Source organism: Streptomyces sp. NPDC107550, from assembly GCF_055639095.1.
On record NZ_JBVKBC010000047.1, the window covers coordinates 1 to 15541 of the forward strand.

The 15541-nt window shown below is 72.0% G+C and carries 17 protein-coding genes; 11 read left to right on the forward strand and 6 right to left on the reverse strand.

Annotated features, from left to right (window positions below):
• Positions 1-112: 112 nt before the first annotated feature.
• On the forward strand, positions 113-421 hold the full coding sequence (locus ACZ7LY_RS32350) for a luciferase domain-containing protein (protein ID WP_471628331.1): 309 nt from the start codon (positions 113-115) through the stop codon (positions 419-421).
• Between the two features lie 65 nt (positions 422-486).
• Positions 487-933: a helix-turn-helix domain-containing protein gene (locus ACZ7LY_RS32355; RefSeq protein WP_471628332.1), complete on the forward strand. Its 447-nt coding sequence runs from the start codon at positions 487-489 to the stop codon at positions 931-933.
• A 56-nt stretch (positions 934-989) separates the two neighbouring features.
• Here ACZ7LY_RS32355 and ACZ7LY_RS32360 read toward each other — a convergent pair whose 3' ends face one another.
• Positions 990-1364, reverse strand: a complete 375-nt coding sequence (locus ACZ7LY_RS32360) for a DUF488 domain-containing protein (RefSeq protein WP_471628333.1) — start codon at positions 1362-1364, stop codon at positions 990-992.
• A 94-nt stretch (positions 1365-1458) separates the two neighbouring features.
• Here ACZ7LY_RS32360 and ACZ7LY_RS32365 point away from each other — a divergent pair, with 94 nt between their 5' ends.
• Entirely contained in the window at positions 1459-3996 is a 2538-nt protein-coding gene (locus tag ACZ7LY_RS32365; RefSeq protein WP_471628334.1) for an ATP-dependent Clp protease ATP-binding subunit, read from the forward strand.
• A gap of 60 nt (positions 3997-4056) precedes the next feature.
• The gene (locus ACZ7LY_RS32370; protein ID WP_471628335.1) at positions 4057-4713 is read left to right on the forward strand and encodes an HdeD family acid-resistance protein; all 657 of its coding nucleotides are present in this window, start codon (positions 4057-4059) and stop codon (positions 4711-4713) included.
• Positions 4714-4811: 98 nt separating this feature from the next.
• On the opposite strand, the gene ACZ7LY_RS32375 is transcribed toward ACZ7LY_RS32370, so the two are convergent.
• The 4 genes from ACZ7LY_RS32375 to ACZ7LY_RS32390 form a co-directional block, all read right to left on the reverse strand.
• On the reverse strand, positions 4812-5930 hold the full coding sequence (locus ACZ7LY_RS32375) for a hypothetical protein (RefSeq protein ID WP_471628336.1): 1119 nt from the start codon (positions 5928-5930) through the stop codon (positions 4812-4814).
• 177 nt (positions 5931-6107) lie between these two features.
• A complete protein-coding gene (locus ACZ7LY_RS32380; protein WP_471628337.1) occupies positions 6108-6608 on the reverse strand; it encodes a response regulator in 501 nt (166 codons plus the stop codon).
• Positions 6609-6669: 61 nt separating this feature from the next.
• Entirely contained in the window at positions 6670-6828 is a 159-nt protein-coding gene (locus ACZ7LY_RS32385; RefSeq protein WP_471628338.1) for a hypothetical protein, read from the reverse strand.
• Between the two features lie 72 nt (positions 6829-6900).
• The gene (locus tag ACZ7LY_RS32390) at positions 6901-7302 is read right to left on the reverse strand and encodes a VOC family protein (protein WP_471628339.1); all 402 of its coding nucleotides are present in this window, start codon (positions 7300-7302) and stop codon (positions 6901-6903) included.
• A 221-nt stretch (positions 7303-7523) separates the two neighbouring features.
• Between ACZ7LY_RS32390 and ACZ7LY_RS32395 the strand changes: the two genes are divergently transcribed.
• Positions 7524-9317 (forward strand): thiamine pyrophosphate-requiring protein, encoded by a 1794-nt coding sequence (locus ACZ7LY_RS32395; RefSeq protein ID WP_471628340.1) that lies wholly within the window; start codon positions 7524-7526, stop codon positions 9315-9317.
• 66 nt (positions 9318-9383) lie between these two features.
• Here ACZ7LY_RS32395 and ACZ7LY_RS32400 read toward each other — a convergent pair whose 3' ends face one another.
• Complete coding sequence (locus ACZ7LY_RS32400; protein ID WP_471628341.1) at positions 9384-10322, reverse strand: cation diffusion facilitator family transporter; 939 nt, start codon at positions 10320-10322, stop codon at positions 9384-9386.
• 63 nt (positions 10323-10385) lie between these two features.
• Here ACZ7LY_RS32400 and ACZ7LY_RS32405 point away from each other — a divergent pair, with 63 nt between their 5' ends.
• The 6 genes from ACZ7LY_RS32405 to ACZ7LY_RS32430 all read left to right on the forward strand — a co-directional run bounded on the left by ACZ7LY_RS32405 (position 10386) and on the right by ACZ7LY_RS32430 (position 15167).
• Positions 10386-10556, forward strand: coding sequence for a hydrophobic protein (locus tag ACZ7LY_RS32405; RefSeq protein ID WP_471628342.1), 171 nt, complete (start codon positions 10386-10388; stop codon positions 10554-10556).
• Positions 10557-10877: 321 nt separating this feature from the next.
• Positions 10878-11846 (forward strand): TIGR03557 family F420-dependent LLM class oxidoreductase, encoded by a 969-nt coding sequence (locus tag ACZ7LY_RS32410; protein WP_471628343.1) that lies wholly within the window; start codon positions 10878-10880, stop codon positions 11844-11846.
• Between the two features lies 1 nt (position 11847).
• Positions 11848-12627: an enolase-like domain-containing protein gene (locus ACZ7LY_RS32415; RefSeq protein ID WP_471628344.1), complete on the forward strand. Its 780-nt coding sequence runs from the start codon at positions 11848-11850 to the stop codon at positions 12625-12627.
• A gap of 97 nt (positions 12628-12724) precedes the next feature.
• Positions 12725-13918, forward strand: coding sequence for an alcohol dehydrogenase catalytic domain-containing protein (locus ACZ7LY_RS32420; RefSeq protein WP_471628345.1), 1194 nt, complete (start codon positions 12725-12727; stop codon positions 13916-13918).
• Complete coding sequence (locus ACZ7LY_RS32425) at positions 13915-14400, forward strand: DUF2243 domain-containing protein (RefSeq protein ID WP_471628346.1); 486 nt, start codon at positions 13915-13917, stop codon at positions 14398-14400. Before ACZ7LY_RS32420 ends, ACZ7LY_RS32425 begins: the two co-directional genes overlap by 4 nt.
• Complete coding sequence (locus ACZ7LY_RS32430) at positions 14397-15167, forward strand: cytochrome c oxidase assembly protein (RefSeq protein ID WP_471628347.1); 771 nt, start codon at positions 14397-14399, stop codon at positions 15165-15167. The genes ACZ7LY_RS32425 and ACZ7LY_RS32430 overlap by 4 nt, the downstream gene beginning before the upstream one ends.
• The last annotated feature ends 374 nt before the right edge of the window (positions 15168-15541 follow it).

A 15541-nucleotide genomic window follows, 5' to 3' on the forward strand; every position in this document is an offset into this window, starting at 1 on the left:
GTGCGGTGCAGCTTAGACACCTCCACCACACCGGAGGTCTTCGCCATGATCAAGACCCCGGCCCTGTCAACAACGCTCGTGCTCAATACACCTAGGGACATGGCCGAATCTGGTGAGTGGCCCGCCCCGCTGTTCCGTGGGGCACGCCTTCGGGGCGTCGGGCCACGAACTCGTCCACTTCCACGCCGACGACAGCGCCGACCTCTACCTGACCTCCCCGGCGGTGCAGCGGCTCCTGCCCCAACTGCGGCACAGCAGCGCGATCCGGGTCCAGCCCGGCGCCTCCTGGGTCACCGTCCTGCTGGAGTGCGACACCGACGTGGACCTGCTGCTCTCCCTCGTGAGCATCGCCCTCAAGGAACACGACGCGCACGCCTGCCCCTCCCCGCCCTGCGACTGGGAGCGCCCCCGAAGCGCCTGACATCGCCGATATCGCCCTCGGCGAAGCCCGTTCCGCCCGCCGCCCCGGCCTCGTACGCTGAGCCGATGAGCGACCACGACAGCCGCGGCCCCCGACCCGTACCGGCCCAGGAGCCGCTGCTGCGGCACGTCGTCGGTGACGTGCTGCGCCGGCGCAGGCGCGAGCAGCGGCGCACCCTCCAAGACGTCGCCGACGTCGCCGGAGTCTCCATGCCCTACCTCTCCGAGGTGGAACGCGGGCGCAAGGAGGCGTCGTCCGAGATGCTCGCCGCCATCGCGGGCGCGCTCGGCCTCGGCATCGCCGACGTACTGGCCCTCGCGTACGGCGCGTTGGCGTCCGGGACGCGCACCGCCCGCACCCGCCGCCCGGCCGCCGTCACCTCGGTCACCTCGGTCACCTCGGTCACCTCGGTAGCTTCGGTCACGTCCGTCGCGTCCGTCAGCTCGATCGCGCCCGTCGCGGCCGACCGCGCCTTCGGCGGCGCGCGCGACACGCTCTGCCTCGCCGCCTGACACGCGGCGGGCGGTGGGGGAGGGCGCCGGTCAGCCCCCCAAAAAAGAAGCGCCGGTCAGCCCCTCAACCGGCGTACCAGCACCGGGACATGGCTGTGCTCGATGTCCTTCACCGCCGTCAACAGCGTGACGCGCCCCTTGTCGGCGAGTGCGCGTACGTGCTCGACGAGGTCGGCGCGCTCGGGGTCGTCCAGTTCGGCACGGTAGCGCCGGGTGAACTCCGCGTACCGGCCGTCCTTGTCCGCGTGGTACCAGGACCGCAGCTCCTTCGACGGCGCGATCTCCTTCAGCCACTCGTCGACGTCGGCGCGCTCCTTGGAGACCCCGCGCGGCCACAGCCGGTCCACGAGCAGCCGGGTGCCGTCGTCGGAGGCGGGCGGATCGTAGACACGCCGGACCGGGAAACGGTCGGACCGCTGGTGTGTACTCATGCCGCCATTGTGCGCGTTCGTCTCCTTTTGCGGAGTGGGCCGGGTGTTGATTCAGTGAAGGGTGTTGCCGTGACGTCCAACGGGAGACCCCGCCATGTCGATGTCCTTCGGATCCCCTTTCGGCTCGCCCGACCCCTTCGGCGAGCTGCTCAACCGCTTCTTCGGCATGTCGCCGGGTTCCGCGCCCCCGCAGGTGCAGCGCGTCCCCATCGGCCGGCTGCTCACCGACTCGGCCCGTGAGCTGATCGGCCGGGCCACGGGCCGCGCCGTCGAGGACGGCAGCTCCGACCTGGACACCGAGCACCTGCTGTGGGCCGCGACCCAGGTCGACCCGGCCCGTACGCTGCTCGCGCAGGCCGGTGCCGAACCCGACGCGCTCGCCGCGACCATCGCCAAGGCCCTGCCGGGCGAGAGCGCCGAGCCGTCCTCCCAGCCCGGCCTGACCCCCGCCGCGAAGCGCACCCTGGCCGCCGCGCACGCCCGCTCGCAGGCCGCCGGTGTCTCCTACATCGGCCCCGAGCACATCCTCGGCGCCCTCCTCGACGACCCCGACGCGGGCGCCGCCCGGCTGCTGCGGGCCCAGGGCGTCGACGTGGACCGGCTGCGCGGCGTCGCGGACAGCGCCGCCCGCGCCGACGGCGTGCCGTCCACGGGCGCCGCGGGCGGCGGCGCCGCGGGCAACAGCAACACCCCCACGCTCGACGAGTACGGCCGCGACCTGACCGAGGAGGCCAAGGCCGGCAAGCTCGACCCCGTCGTCGGCCGCGCCGAGGAGATCGAACAGACCGTCGAGATCCTGTCCCGGCGCTCCAAGAACAACCCCGTGCTCATCGGCGAGCCCGGCGTCGGCAAGACCGCCATCGTCGAAGGGCTCGCCCAGCGCATCGTCGCCGGCGAGGTCCCCGAGACCCTCAAGGACAAGCGCGTCGTCGCCCTCGACCTGTCGGCCATGGTCGCGGGCGCCCAGTACCGGGGCCAGTTCGAGGAACGGCTCAAGAAGGTCATCGAGGACGTGCGCACCGCCGAGGGCGAGGTCGTCCTGTTCATCGACGAACTCCACACGGTCGTCGGCGCGGGCGCGAGCGGCGAGGGCTCGATGGACGCCGGCAACATGCTCAAGCCGGCCCTCGCCCGCGGTGAGCTGCACGTCGTCGGCGCCACCACCATCGACGAGTACCGCAAGTACGTGGAGAAGGACCCCGCGCTGGAACGCCGCTTCCAGCCCGTCACCATCCCCGAGCCGTCCGTCGAGGAGACCGTGCAGATCCTGGAGGGGCTGCGCGACACCTACGAGGCCCACCATCAGGTCCGCTTCGGCGACGGCGCGCTCGCCGCCGCCGCCGAACTGTCCGACCGCTACATCAGCGACCGGTTCCTGCCCGACAAGGCCATCGACGTGATGGACCAGGCGGGCGCCCGCGTCCGGCTGCGCAGCGCGGGCCGCAACACCGAGGTCGTCTCCCGCGAGGACAGGATCGCCAAGCTGCGGCGCGAGAAGGACCAGGCCATCGCCGCCGAGGACTACGAGCGGGCCTCCGAGCTGAAGAAGCAGATCAGCGAGGTCGAGGGCGAACTCGCCGGCATCGAAGAGCGCCGCGAGGGCGTCGTCGAGGTCACCGCCGCCGACATCGCCGACGTCGTCTCGCGGCGCACCGGCATCCCCGTATCGCAGCTCACCGCCAGCGAGAAGGACAAGCTGCTCAAGCTGGAGGACGCCCTGCACGACCGCGTCGTCGGCCAGGACGAGGCCGTCACCGCCGTCTCCCAGGCCGTCCGCCGCAACCGCGCCGGCATGGGCGACCCGAACCGGCCCGTCGGCTCGTTCCTCTTCCTCGGCCCGACCGGCGTCGGCAAGACCGAACTGGCCAAGGCGCTCGCCGCGCTGCTGTTCGGCGACGAGAACCGCATGGTCCGCTTCGACATGAGCGAGTTCCAGGAGAAGCACACCGTCTCCCGGCTCGTCGGCGCCCCTCCCGGCTACGTCGGCCACGAGGAAGCCGGCCAGCTCACCGAGAAGGTCCGCCGCCAGCCCTACAGCGTGCTCCTGTTCGACGAGGTCGAAAAGGCCCACCCGGACGTCTTCAACACGCTGCTCCAGGTCCTCGACGACGGCCGCCTCACCGACTCCCAGGGCCGCACCGTCGACTTCCGCAACTGCGTCGTCATCATGACCTCGAACATCGGCGCCCAGCGCATCCTCGCCCACCAGGGCGACGTGTCCGAGATCAAGGACGAGTTGATGGACGACCTGCGGGGCCGGTTCCTGCCGGAGTTCCTCAACCGCATCGACGAGATCATCATCTTCCACGGCCTCAGCGCGGACGACCTCGGCGAGATCGTCGACCACCTCCTCGACAACAGCAAGCGCCGCGTCCACGCGCAGGGCATGACCCTGGAGGTGACCGAGGCGGCCAAGAAACTGCTCGTCGCCCACGGCCACCAGCCCGAGTTCGGCGCCCGGCCGCTGCGCCGCACCATCCAGACCGAACTCGACAACCGGCTCGCCGCCCTCATGCTCAGCGGCGAGGCGGAGCCTGGCGACACGATCGTCGCGGACGTGCGCGACGACTCCCTCGTCTGCTCCGTACGGCACGGCTCGGACTCCGCGAAGGAGCCGGAACCGGCCGCCTGACGTTCACCCGTTCGGCCCTGCCCGGTCGCCGGGCGGGGCACCCGAGCAGAGAGTGCGGACATGACACACGCACCGTACGAACCGCAGCACACCCCACACCGCGCCGAGGACCGCGCCGAGGACCGCGATAGCGCCGGGACGCCACCGCCCGGCCCGCAGGGACCGCTCGGCCGTATCGCGCAGGCCGCCTGGCAGGCGGTGCTGCTCGCCGGCGTCGCCTCGCTCGTCCTCGGCGTGCTCGTGCTGGCCTGGCCCGGCGCGACCCTGCTCGCGGCGGGCGTCCTGTTCGGCGTCTACCTCGTCGTCAGCGGCGTCTTCCAGCTCGTCGGCGCGTTCGGCACCCATGTGACGACCGGGCTGCGCGTCATGGCGTTCATCAGCGGCGCCCTGTCGATCCTGCTCGGCCTGTTCTGCTTCCGCGGAGCGATGCAGTCGATCCTGCTGCTCGCGCTGTGGATCGGCATCGGCTGGCTGTTCCGGGGCATCACGCAGACCGTCGCCGCCGCCTCCGACCCGGCGATGCCCGCCCGGGGCTGGCAGGCGTTCCTCGGCGTCATCAGCGCCCTCGCCGGCATCGTGCTCATCGTCTCGCCGTTCGGCTCGGTGGCCGTCCTGACCCTCGTCGGCGGCTGCTGGCTGGTGGCGATGGGCATCGTCGAGATCGTCGAGGCGTTCATGCTGCGCGGCCGCTCCAAGAAGATCCCGCACGGCGTCTGACCCGCCCCCGGGCGCCCGGAGGTGCCCGTACCGTACGAAGATGTGCCCCGCACCCGGTGATCGGGTGCGGGGCACATCGCGTGGGTCGCGTGGGGGCGTCAGACGCCGACGGCCTCCTCCATCTCCTCCTCGGAGTCGTCCAAGTTCTCGGAGTTCTCGGAGGTCTTTGAGGTCTTGGAGTCCTCAGCGCCGTGGGACGCGGCGGTGCGGGGCGCCGCGTGGGCCGGCGTGTGCGTCAGGGCCCGCTCCTGGCGGTGCTCGGCGCGGGCCGCGACGAGCAGGGCGAGCGCGCCGACGGCGAGCCAGGCCACCAGCGTCCACACGTTCCGGCCGAGGCCGTAGCCGTCGAAGTAGAGCAGGCCGCGCGCGCCCTCGACGAAGCCGGCGCCGTTCCAGAAGGCGTGCAGACCGCCGAAGAACCCGTTCTGCAGCTCGGGCCGGAAGATGCCGCCGGAGCTGGTGAAGTTCAGCATCACGAACAGCACCATGACGGCGAGCGTCGTCCAGCGCTTGAGGAACGTGTGCAGGCCGACGCCGAGGGCGAGGATGCCCGCCGAGTACAGCCACGCCATGCCCCACAGCCCCCACAGATGGGCGTGCGCCAGATGGAACACCGGCCCGGCGAACGCGGCGCCGATCAGCGCCACGACACCCGAGACGCCGACCGCGAGCAGCGCCCGCGTCCGCATCCGCAGGGCCGCGCCCGCGCCGCCGAGCACCGCGACCGACGCGTAGCTGCCGATGCTGATCGCCACCAGGAGGAAGAACAGGCCCTGGCCCGTCGGGTCGTCGGAGACCGGCGGCGCCACGTCCGTCACCTTCAGCGGCGTGCCCTGCCCGGCGGCGACCGGCGTGAAGATCTTCTCGACCACGGAGACGGTGGTGTCGGACCCGGCGGACGCCACGATCAGCTCGGGCGACTTCGCGTCGAGCACGTACGCGCCGTCGATGGAACGGGTGCGGAGCTGGTCGATCGCGGCGGCGCGGTCGCCGAGGGTGCGCACGTCGAGCGCGTCACCCGCCTTGTCCTTGACCGTCTGCGCGAACACCTTCGCCTCGGGCCCCTGACCGACGACGGCGACCGGCAGATGGTGCGGCTCGGGAGAGGCGAAGGCGCCCAGATACGCGAGCCCCATGCCCACGCACATCAGCAGGGGCGTGAGCAGATGCGTCAGGACGTGGCGCAGCGCCGGATTGCGCATGGCCGGGACCTCCATGGGTTGGCTTATACAACTCTTAACGAAGTTGTACTCTACAACCAGATGGGTGGGGGTCGGTCCGTGCGGGGGTGTGAGCATGGACACCCGGTCGGCTCGGCGGCCGGAGCGGCCGGAGCGGCCGGAGCGGGCGGGGCGGGCGGGGGAGCGGGGTGGGGAAGGCGGGCCGAGGCAGGGTCAGGCGGGGCGCGGCAGCGGCGGGCCGACCAGCGGTTCGCCGGAGGGCTGTGCGGGCACCGCGCTCGCCTCGAAGGTGCGCAGGCGCTCGCGCAGGGCGTTCATGCGCAGGCTCGTCTCGTAGAGGTAGCGGACCTTGGTGCGCATGACCCACGGCTCGACGGGCTTGACCACGTAGTCGGCGACGCCCAGCTCGAACGCCTTGAGGGCGAGCGTGGGGTCCTGTCCCGCGCCGGTGATCATCATGATCGGGATGTGCTGCGTCTGCTCCAGGCGGGCCATGTAGTGCGCCACCTCGAAGCCGCTGACGTCGGGCATCAGCACGTCGAGCAGGACGACGGCGACGCCCCCGCGCAGGACGCGCTTGAGTGCCTCGTCGCCCGAGGCCGCCCGGTCCACGGGGTAGCCGAGGGGCGCGAGCGCGCTCTCCATGGCGAACAGCGTGTCGTCGCGGTCGTCCACGACAAGGATCTTCGGCCGGGCGGCGGTGTTCAGCGCCATGAGGCCTCCCCTCGTCGGCACCGACAGGATATGCCGATGAGCGGGGGAGGGAAGGGCCCTCTCAGTCCTCTCCCCGCACCAGATTCCAGTCAGGATCCCGTTCCGGTTCCGGGGCGCTCGGCTCCCGTCCGTCGCGGCGGGCCGGGCGGCAGGTGCGGATGCGGCCCTTGACCTCGTGCTTGGTCTCCGCGGGATGCGGTGAGCGGGCGACGGTGTTCATCGAAGAACCTCATTTCGGTCAAGGGTGATCGTTTTCGGTCAGATTCTTGGAGCGGTCGGTTCCGAACGGGGCTCAGCCCGTCTTCGGTGCCGGCTGCTTAGCGCAGTGCACCGCGAACGGATGCCCGGCCGGGTCCGAGTACAGCCGCGTCTCGTTCGGCCCCCGCGCGCCGCGCGTCTCCAGTGGGCGCGCGCCGAGCCCGATCACCATCCGCTCCACCTCGTCCAGATCGTCCCGGGCGACCAGGAAGTCCAGATGGGCCTGTTGCGAGTCGTCGGGGCGCGGCCAGCTCGGCGGGGCGGCGTTCAGATCGCGCCGGAACGCCATCCGCGTACCCTGCGGGCCGATCACGTCGATGCGGTTGCTGCCCGGGGACGTACTGATCTCCCCGTCGAGCAGCGCCCGGTAGAACTCGGCCAGCTCCTCCGGCTCCGCGCAGTCCAGCACCAGCACACCCGCCTGCACCAGGCCCATGTCCCCTCCTTCGTCCCCCCGCGCCGGTCCCTGGGACGCGGTCGAGCCGGACGGGTACCCCGAGCGCGCCGCGCCAACCGGGTTTCCCGGGCCCGTTGCTGGTCACCCGGCCCCCGAGGACTCCGCCGCAGCGCGCGCCCCACCCGGCGCACGGCGGCGCCGGCCCTCGGCACGACCGTCTGTCCGTCCGTCTCCGCGACACCGACCCGAAAGGTCCCGGCATGAGCACCAAGGTCGCCGATCACATCCTCAGCCGCCTGCGCGCGTGGGGCGTCCAGCAGGTCTTCGGCTATCCGGGCGACGGCATCAACGGCCTGCTCGCCGCCTGGGGCCGCGCCGACAACGAGCCCGAGTTCGTCCAGGCCCGGCACGAGGAGATGGCCGCGTTCGAGGCCGTCGGACACGCCAAGTTCAGCGGCGGCCTCGGCGTCTGCGTCGCCACCTCGGGCCCCGGCGCCATCCACCTGCTCAACGGCCTCTACGACGCCAAGCTCGACCACGTCCCGGTCCTCGCCATCGTCGGCCAGACCGCGCGCAGCGCCATGGGCGGCTCCTACCAGCAGGAAGTCGACCTGCACACGCTCTACAAGGACGTCGCCTCCGACTTCGTGGAGACCGTCACCGTCCCCGAGCAACTGCCCAACGTCCTCGACCGCGCCATCCGCACCGCCTACGCGCGCCGCGCCCCCACCGCCGTGATCATCCCCGGCGACGTCCAGGAACTGGACTACAACCCGCCGCCGCACGCGTTCAAGATGGTGCCCTCCAGCCTCGACCGCAGCTCCTGGACCGCCGAACCCGCCCAGGAGGCACTGGAGCGCGCCGCCGAGGTCCTCAACTCCGGTGACAGGGTCGCCATCCTCGTCGGCCAAGGCGCGCGCGGCGCCCGCGACGAGGTCTGCGAGATCGCCGAACTCCTCGGCGCCGGCGTGGCCAAGGCCCTGCTCGGCAAGGACGTCCTCTCCGACGACATCCCGTACGTCACCGGCTCCATCGGCCTGCTCGGCACCCGGCCCTCGTACGAGATGATGCGTGACTGCGACACGCTGCTCACCATCGGCTCCAGCTTCCCGTACTCCCAGTTCCTGCCGGAGTACGGCAAGGCGCGCGGCGTCCAGATCGACATCGACCCGCACATGATCGGCATGCGCTACCCGTACGAGGTCAACCTCATCGGCGACGCGCGCGTCACCCTGCGCCGGCTGCTGCCCCTGCTCAACCGGAACGAGGGCCGCGACTGGCACGAGGAGATCCGCGCGGGCGTCGAACGCTGGCACGAAGTCATGGGCCGCCGCGCCGAGTTGAGCGCGGACCCGATCAACCCGGAGTACGTGACGCGGGCCCTCGACCCGCTGCTGCCGGACAACACGATCCTCACCTCCGACTCCGGCTCGGCCGCCAACTGGTACGCCCGGCACATCACGATGCGCGGCACCATGCGCGGCTCGCTCTCCGGCACCCTCGCCACCATGGGCTGCGCCGTGCCGTACGCCATCGGCGCCAAGTACGCCCACCCGGACCGGCCCGTCGTCGCCCTCGTCGGCGACGGCGCCATGCAGATGAACGGCATGGCCGAGCTGATCACCGCCGCGAAGTACCGGCACCGCTGGAGCGACCCGCGCCTGGTCGTCGGCATCTTCAACAACCGCGACCTCAACCAGGTGACGTGGGAGCTGCGGGCGATGGGCGGCTCGCCGTCCTTCCTGCCCTCGCAGGAACTGCCGGACGTCGACTACGCGGCCTTCGCCCGCTCGCTCGGCCTCACCGGGATCCGGGTGGAGAAGCCCGGCGACGTGAGCGAGGCGTGGCGGGCCGCGCTCGCCGCCGACACCCCCGCCGTCGTCGACTTCCGCACCGATCCGTCGGTGCCGCCCATCCCGCCGCACGCCACCTGGGACCAGATGGAGTCCACCGCCGAGGCCATCCTCAAGGGCGACCCGCAGACCACCGACATGGTCAAGCAGGGCTTCAAGGCGAAGGTCCAGGAGTTCCTCCCGGGCAACAAGCAGGGCTGACCGCCGGACAGGAGCACAAAAGCACAGGAGCACCCGGAGTTGACGGCCCCCGCCCGGCGGGGGCCGTCAACCGTGCACGGGACGCGGCGCGTTGACCACGTCCAGGAACACCTGATCGGCCTCCGGCCACTTCTCCCGCACGGCCCGCTTGATGCGGTCGCTGACCAGTTCCAGGCGCTCGCTGTCGATGCCCGGCACCAGATCGATCCGCGCCGCCACCAGCGTCGAGTCCATCCCGAGCCGCATCGTGTGCAGCTCCGCCACATGGTCGATCTCCGCCTGCTCCGCGAGCAGTTCACTGATCCCGCGATGCAGCTCCGGGTCCACGGCCTCGCCGATCAACTGGCCCCGCGCGGACGCCCCGAGCCGGTAGGCCACGTACACGAGGAGCACACCGATCGCCAGGGACGCCGAACCCTCCCACACCACCTCGCCCGTCACCATGTGACCGACCATGCCGCCCGCCGCGAGCAGCACCCCGATCACCGCCGTGCCGTCCTCCGCGAGCACCGTGCGCAGCGCGGGGTCCGAGCCGATCCCCGGCCCCGGCTGCGCCCGCACCTGGAGCACCGCCCGCAGCAGCGAGCCGCCCTCCGCGACCAGCGCGACGCCGAGCACCACCAGACCGGCGACATAACCGCTGCGCGACTCCTGCTCGCCGCCGGACGTCAGCGCCTCGAAACCCTGGAAGAACGAGAAACAACCGCCCATCACGAAGATGCCGACCGCAGCGAGCAGCGACCAGAAAAAGCGCTCCTTGCCGTATCCGAACGGATGGCGCCGGTCCGCCGGCCGTTTGCTGCGGTGCAGCGCCGCGAGCAGAAACACCTCGTTGAGGCTGTCGGCCACCGAGTGCGCCGCCTCCGACAGCAGGGCGGGCGACGCGGCGATCAGACCGCCGACCGCTTTCGCCACCGCTATCAGCAGATTCGCGCCCAGCGCGAGCAGCACCGTGATCCGCGTCTTGCGGTCCTCGGAACTCGCCTTGGAATTCTTTTCCGTCACTTCCACTCTCCGTGTATGGGGGAGATAATCAAGGGAACTCGAAAGGGCAAGGAGGTATTGACCATGGTTCCTGTCCTGCTGGTTCTGCTGCTTGCGCTGATCCTTTTCGGCGCCGGATTCGCGGTCAAGGTTCTCTGGTGGGTGGCGCTTGCCGTCCTGGTCGTCTGGCTGCTCGGTTTCCTGGTCCGTGGCACGTCGGCGAGCGGAGGGCGCGGGCGCTGGTACCGGTGGTGAATAGCCGGGTAACCGCCGCCTGAACCGCTAAACCATCGACCCCAGACGCGGGTCATGTACGAATCGGCCGTCTGGGCGGTGCTGACCGCAATTCTGTATTTCGTGCTCATCAGCACCGCCCAGCCCCTCGAATTCGCGGGGGTGTGACCACCGCCGCCCTCACCCGCGACCCCGTCCGGCAGGCCCCCGTCCTTCGTGGTGGCCGTGGTGGCCGTCTGAACAGGGATTCCTCCCGGCCAGGACAGGGTTTCCCTCCCGGGCCCCGGGATACCCGGCCCTCCTCGGACCGCCCATATCCACCCACATCCCCTGGAGGACGGCATGCCCGAATACGGCTACTTCCTGGCGTCGGAGGAGTTCACCCCGCGCGAGCTGGTCGAACAGGCCCGCATGGCCGAACAGGCCGGCTTCGACTGCCTGTGGATCTCCGACCACTACCACCCCTGGAACGACGCCCAGGGCCAGAGCCCGTTCGTGTGGTCCGTGATCGGCGCGCTGGCCGAAGCCGTCTCCCTGCCCGTCGAGACGGCCGTCACCTGCCCGACCGTCCGCCTCCACCCCGCCGTCGTCGCCCAGGCCGTGGCCACCAGCGCCGTGATGCTGGAGGGCCGCTTCCGGTTCGGCGTCGGCACCGGGGAGGCCCTGAACGAGCACATCCTCGGAGGCCCGTGGCCCAACGCGCAGGTCCGCCTGGAGATGCTGGAGGAGGCCGTCGCCCTCATCCGCCGCCTGCTCGAAGGCGGCGAGGTCACCCACAGGGGCGAGCACTACACCGTCGAGAACGCCCGCATCTACACGCTGCCCGACCAGCCCGTCCCCATCGACGTCTCCGGCTTCGGCCCGGCCGCCACCTCGCTCGCCGCCCGCATCGGCGACGGCTACATCACCATGAGCCCCGACGAGGAACTCGTCACCCAGTTCCGCAAGGGCGGCGGCGGAGGCAAGCTCGTCAGCGGCGGCGTCAAGGTCTGCTACGGCACCGACCGCGAGGCCGCCGTACGCCGGGTGCACGGCCTGTGGGCCAACCAGATGCTGCCCGGCGAACTCGGCCAGGTCCTCCCGAGCCCCCACCACTTCGAACAGGCCGAGTCCCTCGTCACCGAGGAGATGGTCGCCGACTCCGTGCCCTGCGGCCCCGACCCCGAGGAGCACGTCAAGGCCCTCGCCGCGTTCCGCGACTCCGGCTTCGACCGCGTCTACGTCGGCCAGATCGGCCCCGACCAGCGCGACTTCTTCGACTTCTACCGTACGAAGGTGCTCCCGCAGCTCAAGGACGGCTCCACCCGGTGACATGAACCCACCGACGTCCCCGGGAATCTGCCTGCCCGTGGAACGCGTCCCCGTCAGCGCCTACACCGTCCCCACCGACGCCCCCGAGGCCGACGGCACCCTCGCCTGGGACAGCGCCACCGTCGTCCTCGTGGAAGCCGTCGCGGGCGGGGTCACCGGCACCGGCCGGACCTACGCCCCGCCGACCGCCGCCCACGTGGTCCGCGACCAGCTCGCGCCGCTCGTCGAGGGGCAGGACGCGTTCGGCATCCCCGCCCGCCACGACGCCCTGCGCCGCGCCCTGCGCAACTCGGGCCGGCCCGGCGTCGCGGGCTGCGCCCTGTCCGCCGTCCACCTAGCCCTGTGGGACCTCAAGGCCCGCCTCAGCGACCTGCCCCTCGTCCGGCTCCTCGGCGCGGCCCGCCGCGAGGTCCCCGTGTACGGCAGCGGCGGCTTCACCACGTACCACGACAAACGCCCCGGCGAACGCGTTGTTCACCCACACGTCGATCGGGCCGAGCCGTTCCTCGACCTCGGCGGCGGCGTCCTCCACAGACCTCGCGTCCGCGACGTCCACCGGCACGACCAGCGGCTCCCCGCCCGCCTCGCGCACCTCATCGGCGAGCGCGCCGAGCCCGGAGCGCCCCCGCGCCAGCAGCGCGACCCGGCAGCCGTGCCGGGCGAACTCCTCGGCGCTCGCCCTGCCGACACCCCCGCTCGCGCCGGTCACCACCACGGTCCTCTTGCTGGTCAGCGGCTTCTTCGTCATGCGGCGCGGCTACCCGGGCCGCCGGGAGCGTAACGGGCGCGACACCGGGTACCCGGCCGCCTCCGCACCCGAGGGGACCCGCGCCGGCTCCCCGCTCCCGCCGGCGCCCCCACGCCTTGAGGGAGGCTCCGTGAAAGCAGTGACCTGGCAGGGCAGGCGCGACGTCCGTGTGGAGGACGTCCCCGACCCGCGCATCGAGAAGCCCACCGACGCCGTCATCCGCGTCACCTCCAGCGGCCTGTGCGGCTCCGACCTGCACCTGTACGAAGTGCTCACGCCGTTCATGACCCCCGGTGACATCCTCGGCCACGAACCCATCGGCATCGTCGAGGAGGTCGGCTCCGAGGTCCCGCACCTGAGCCCCGGCGACCGGGTCGTCGTCCCCTTCCAGATCGCCTGCGGGCACTGCTGGATGTGCGACAAGGGCCTGCCCACCCAGTGCGAGACGACCCAGGTCGCCGAGCACGGCAGCGGCGCCGCCCTCTTCGGCTACACCGCCCTGTACGGCGCCGTGCCCGGGGCGCAGGCCGAGTACCTGCGCGTCCCGCAGGCCCAGTACGGGCCGATCAAGGTGCCGCACGGCCCCGACGACGACCGGTTCGTGTACCTGTCCGACGTGCTGCCCACCGCCTGGCAGGCCGTCCGGCACGCCGAGGTCCCCAAGGGCGGCACGCTCGCCGTCCTCGGCCTCGGGCCCATCGGCGACATGGCCTGCCGCGTCGCCCTGCACGAGGGCGCGGGCCGCGTCATCGGCGTCGACCTCGTGCCCGACCGTCTGGCACGGGCCCGCGCCCGGGGCGTCGAGACGTATGACCTGCGCGACCACGACAACAGCGACGACCTCGTCGCCGCGATCCACGCCGAGACGGGCGGGCGCGGCCCCGACGCCGTCATCGACGCCGTCGGCACCGAGGCCCACGGCAGCCCGCTCGGCCGCACCGCCCAGCAGGCCGCGGGACTGCTCCCGCACTCCTGGTCCGCGAAGCTCGCCGAACGCACCGGCGGCGCCGACCGGCTGGCCGCGCTGCGCCTGGCCATCGCCCTCGTCCGGCGCGGCGGCACGGTCGCCCTCAGCGGCGTCTACGGCGGCATGGCGTCGCCGCTGCCGCTCATGACCATGTTCGACAAGCAGCTCCAGTTCCGCATGGGCCAGGCCAACGTGCGCCGCTGGACCGACGAGATCCTGCCGCTGCTCACCGACGACGACCCGCTCGGCGTCGACGACTTCGCCACGCACCACGTGCCGCTCGCCGACGCGGCCCAGGCGTACGACATGTTCCAGAAGAAGCGCGACGGCGCCGTCAAGGTGCTGATGCGGCCGTGAGGGAGTCAGGACTCCGCCGGGCCGTGCGCGTCACCTCGGTCCCGGGCCCGGCGGCGCGCCCCCGGGGCCGCTCGATCACCGGCGGCGTCCTGACCGGCGTCGGCGTCGCCGCCTTCGTCGACGAGACCGTCTTCCACCAACTCCTGCACTGGCACCACTTCTACGACCGCTCCACGACCGCCGCGGGGCTCGTCTCCGACGGCCTCTTCCACGCGTTCGGCTGGTTCGCCGTCGTCGCCGGGCTGTTCGTGTACGCGGATCTGCGGCGCCGCTCCGCGCAGGTGCGGCACGCCTGGTGGGCCGGGGTCTGCCTCGGTCTCGGCGGCTTCCAGCTCTACGACGGGACCGTCCAGCACAAGCTGATGGGCCTGCACCAGATCCGCTACGGCGTCGGACTCGCGCCCTACGACTGGACGTGGAACGTCATCGCCGTCCTCCTCCTCGCCGTGGGCACCGCCCTCCTCGTACGGGGCCGTCGGTGAGCGCGGTCGCCGTCGCCCTGACCGTCCTCTGCTGCGCCCTGTACGTCACCGCCGGGACGCGGCTGCGCCGGCGCGGGGATCGCTGGCCCGCGCACCGCGACGCCCTGTTCTGCGGCGGCGGCCTGCTGATCTGTGCGGCGGTCCAACAGCCCTGGCCCGGCGGCCCGTTCACCGCGCACATGGCGGGCCACCTCGTCACCGGCATGGCGGCCCCGCTGTTGCTGGCCGCCGCCCGCCCGGTGACGCTCGCGCTGCGCGCCCTGCCCACCGCCCCGCGTCTGGTGCTGCGTGCGGTGCTGCGGTCGCGGGTGGTCGGCGTGCTCGCCTGGCCCCCGGTGGCGGCGGTCCTGGATGTCGGCGGGCTGTGGGTGCTGTACCGCACGCCGCTGTTCGGGGCCGCGCACCATACGCCGTGGCTCGAAGCGCTCGTCCAACTCCATGTGTTCGCCGCCGGGTTGCTGTTCAGCGTCAGCGTCCTCGCGGTCGACCCGGTGCCGCGCCGGGGGCCCGGTGGCGGGTTCGGGCTGCGCGTCATCGCCCTCGTCCTCGCGTCCGCCGCGCACGGCATCCTCGCCAAGTCCCTTTACGCGCACGGGGTCGCCGCGCCGGGCTTCAGCGCCGAGGATGTCCGGGCGGGGGCGCGGCTCATGTACTACGGCGGCGACGTCATCGAGGTCGCCCTCGCGGCGGGCGTCGGCGTGACCTGGCTCCGGGCGAGCGGTAGGGCCTCCGCCCGCCTCAGCCCTGGCCCAGCGGCGCTTTCCTGAACGGCAACTCTCCGGGCGAGCCCGGCTGCCCTGAACGTTTGCGCAGTTCCCCGCGCCCCTGTCGGGGCCCAGGGGGGGAGGTGGCGACGTAGTCGCCCCTCCAGGGGCGCGGGTAACTGCGCGACCAGCCACGACGAATGTCGAGGACAACGAACCCACGGGCTGGCCCACTCACCTGAGGGGCGCGGGGAACTGCGCGAGCAACCACGACGGAGTCGAGGACGAAGAACTCACGGGCTGGCCCACCTACCTAGGGCGTGTCGTCAAAGTGTCGTGCCGGGGGGGCAGTATGGAGTGATGGTGCGTCGTCATGAACTGACTGATGAGGAATGGGAGTTGCTGGAGACGTTGCTGCCCCGTGGGGCTTTTGGCCG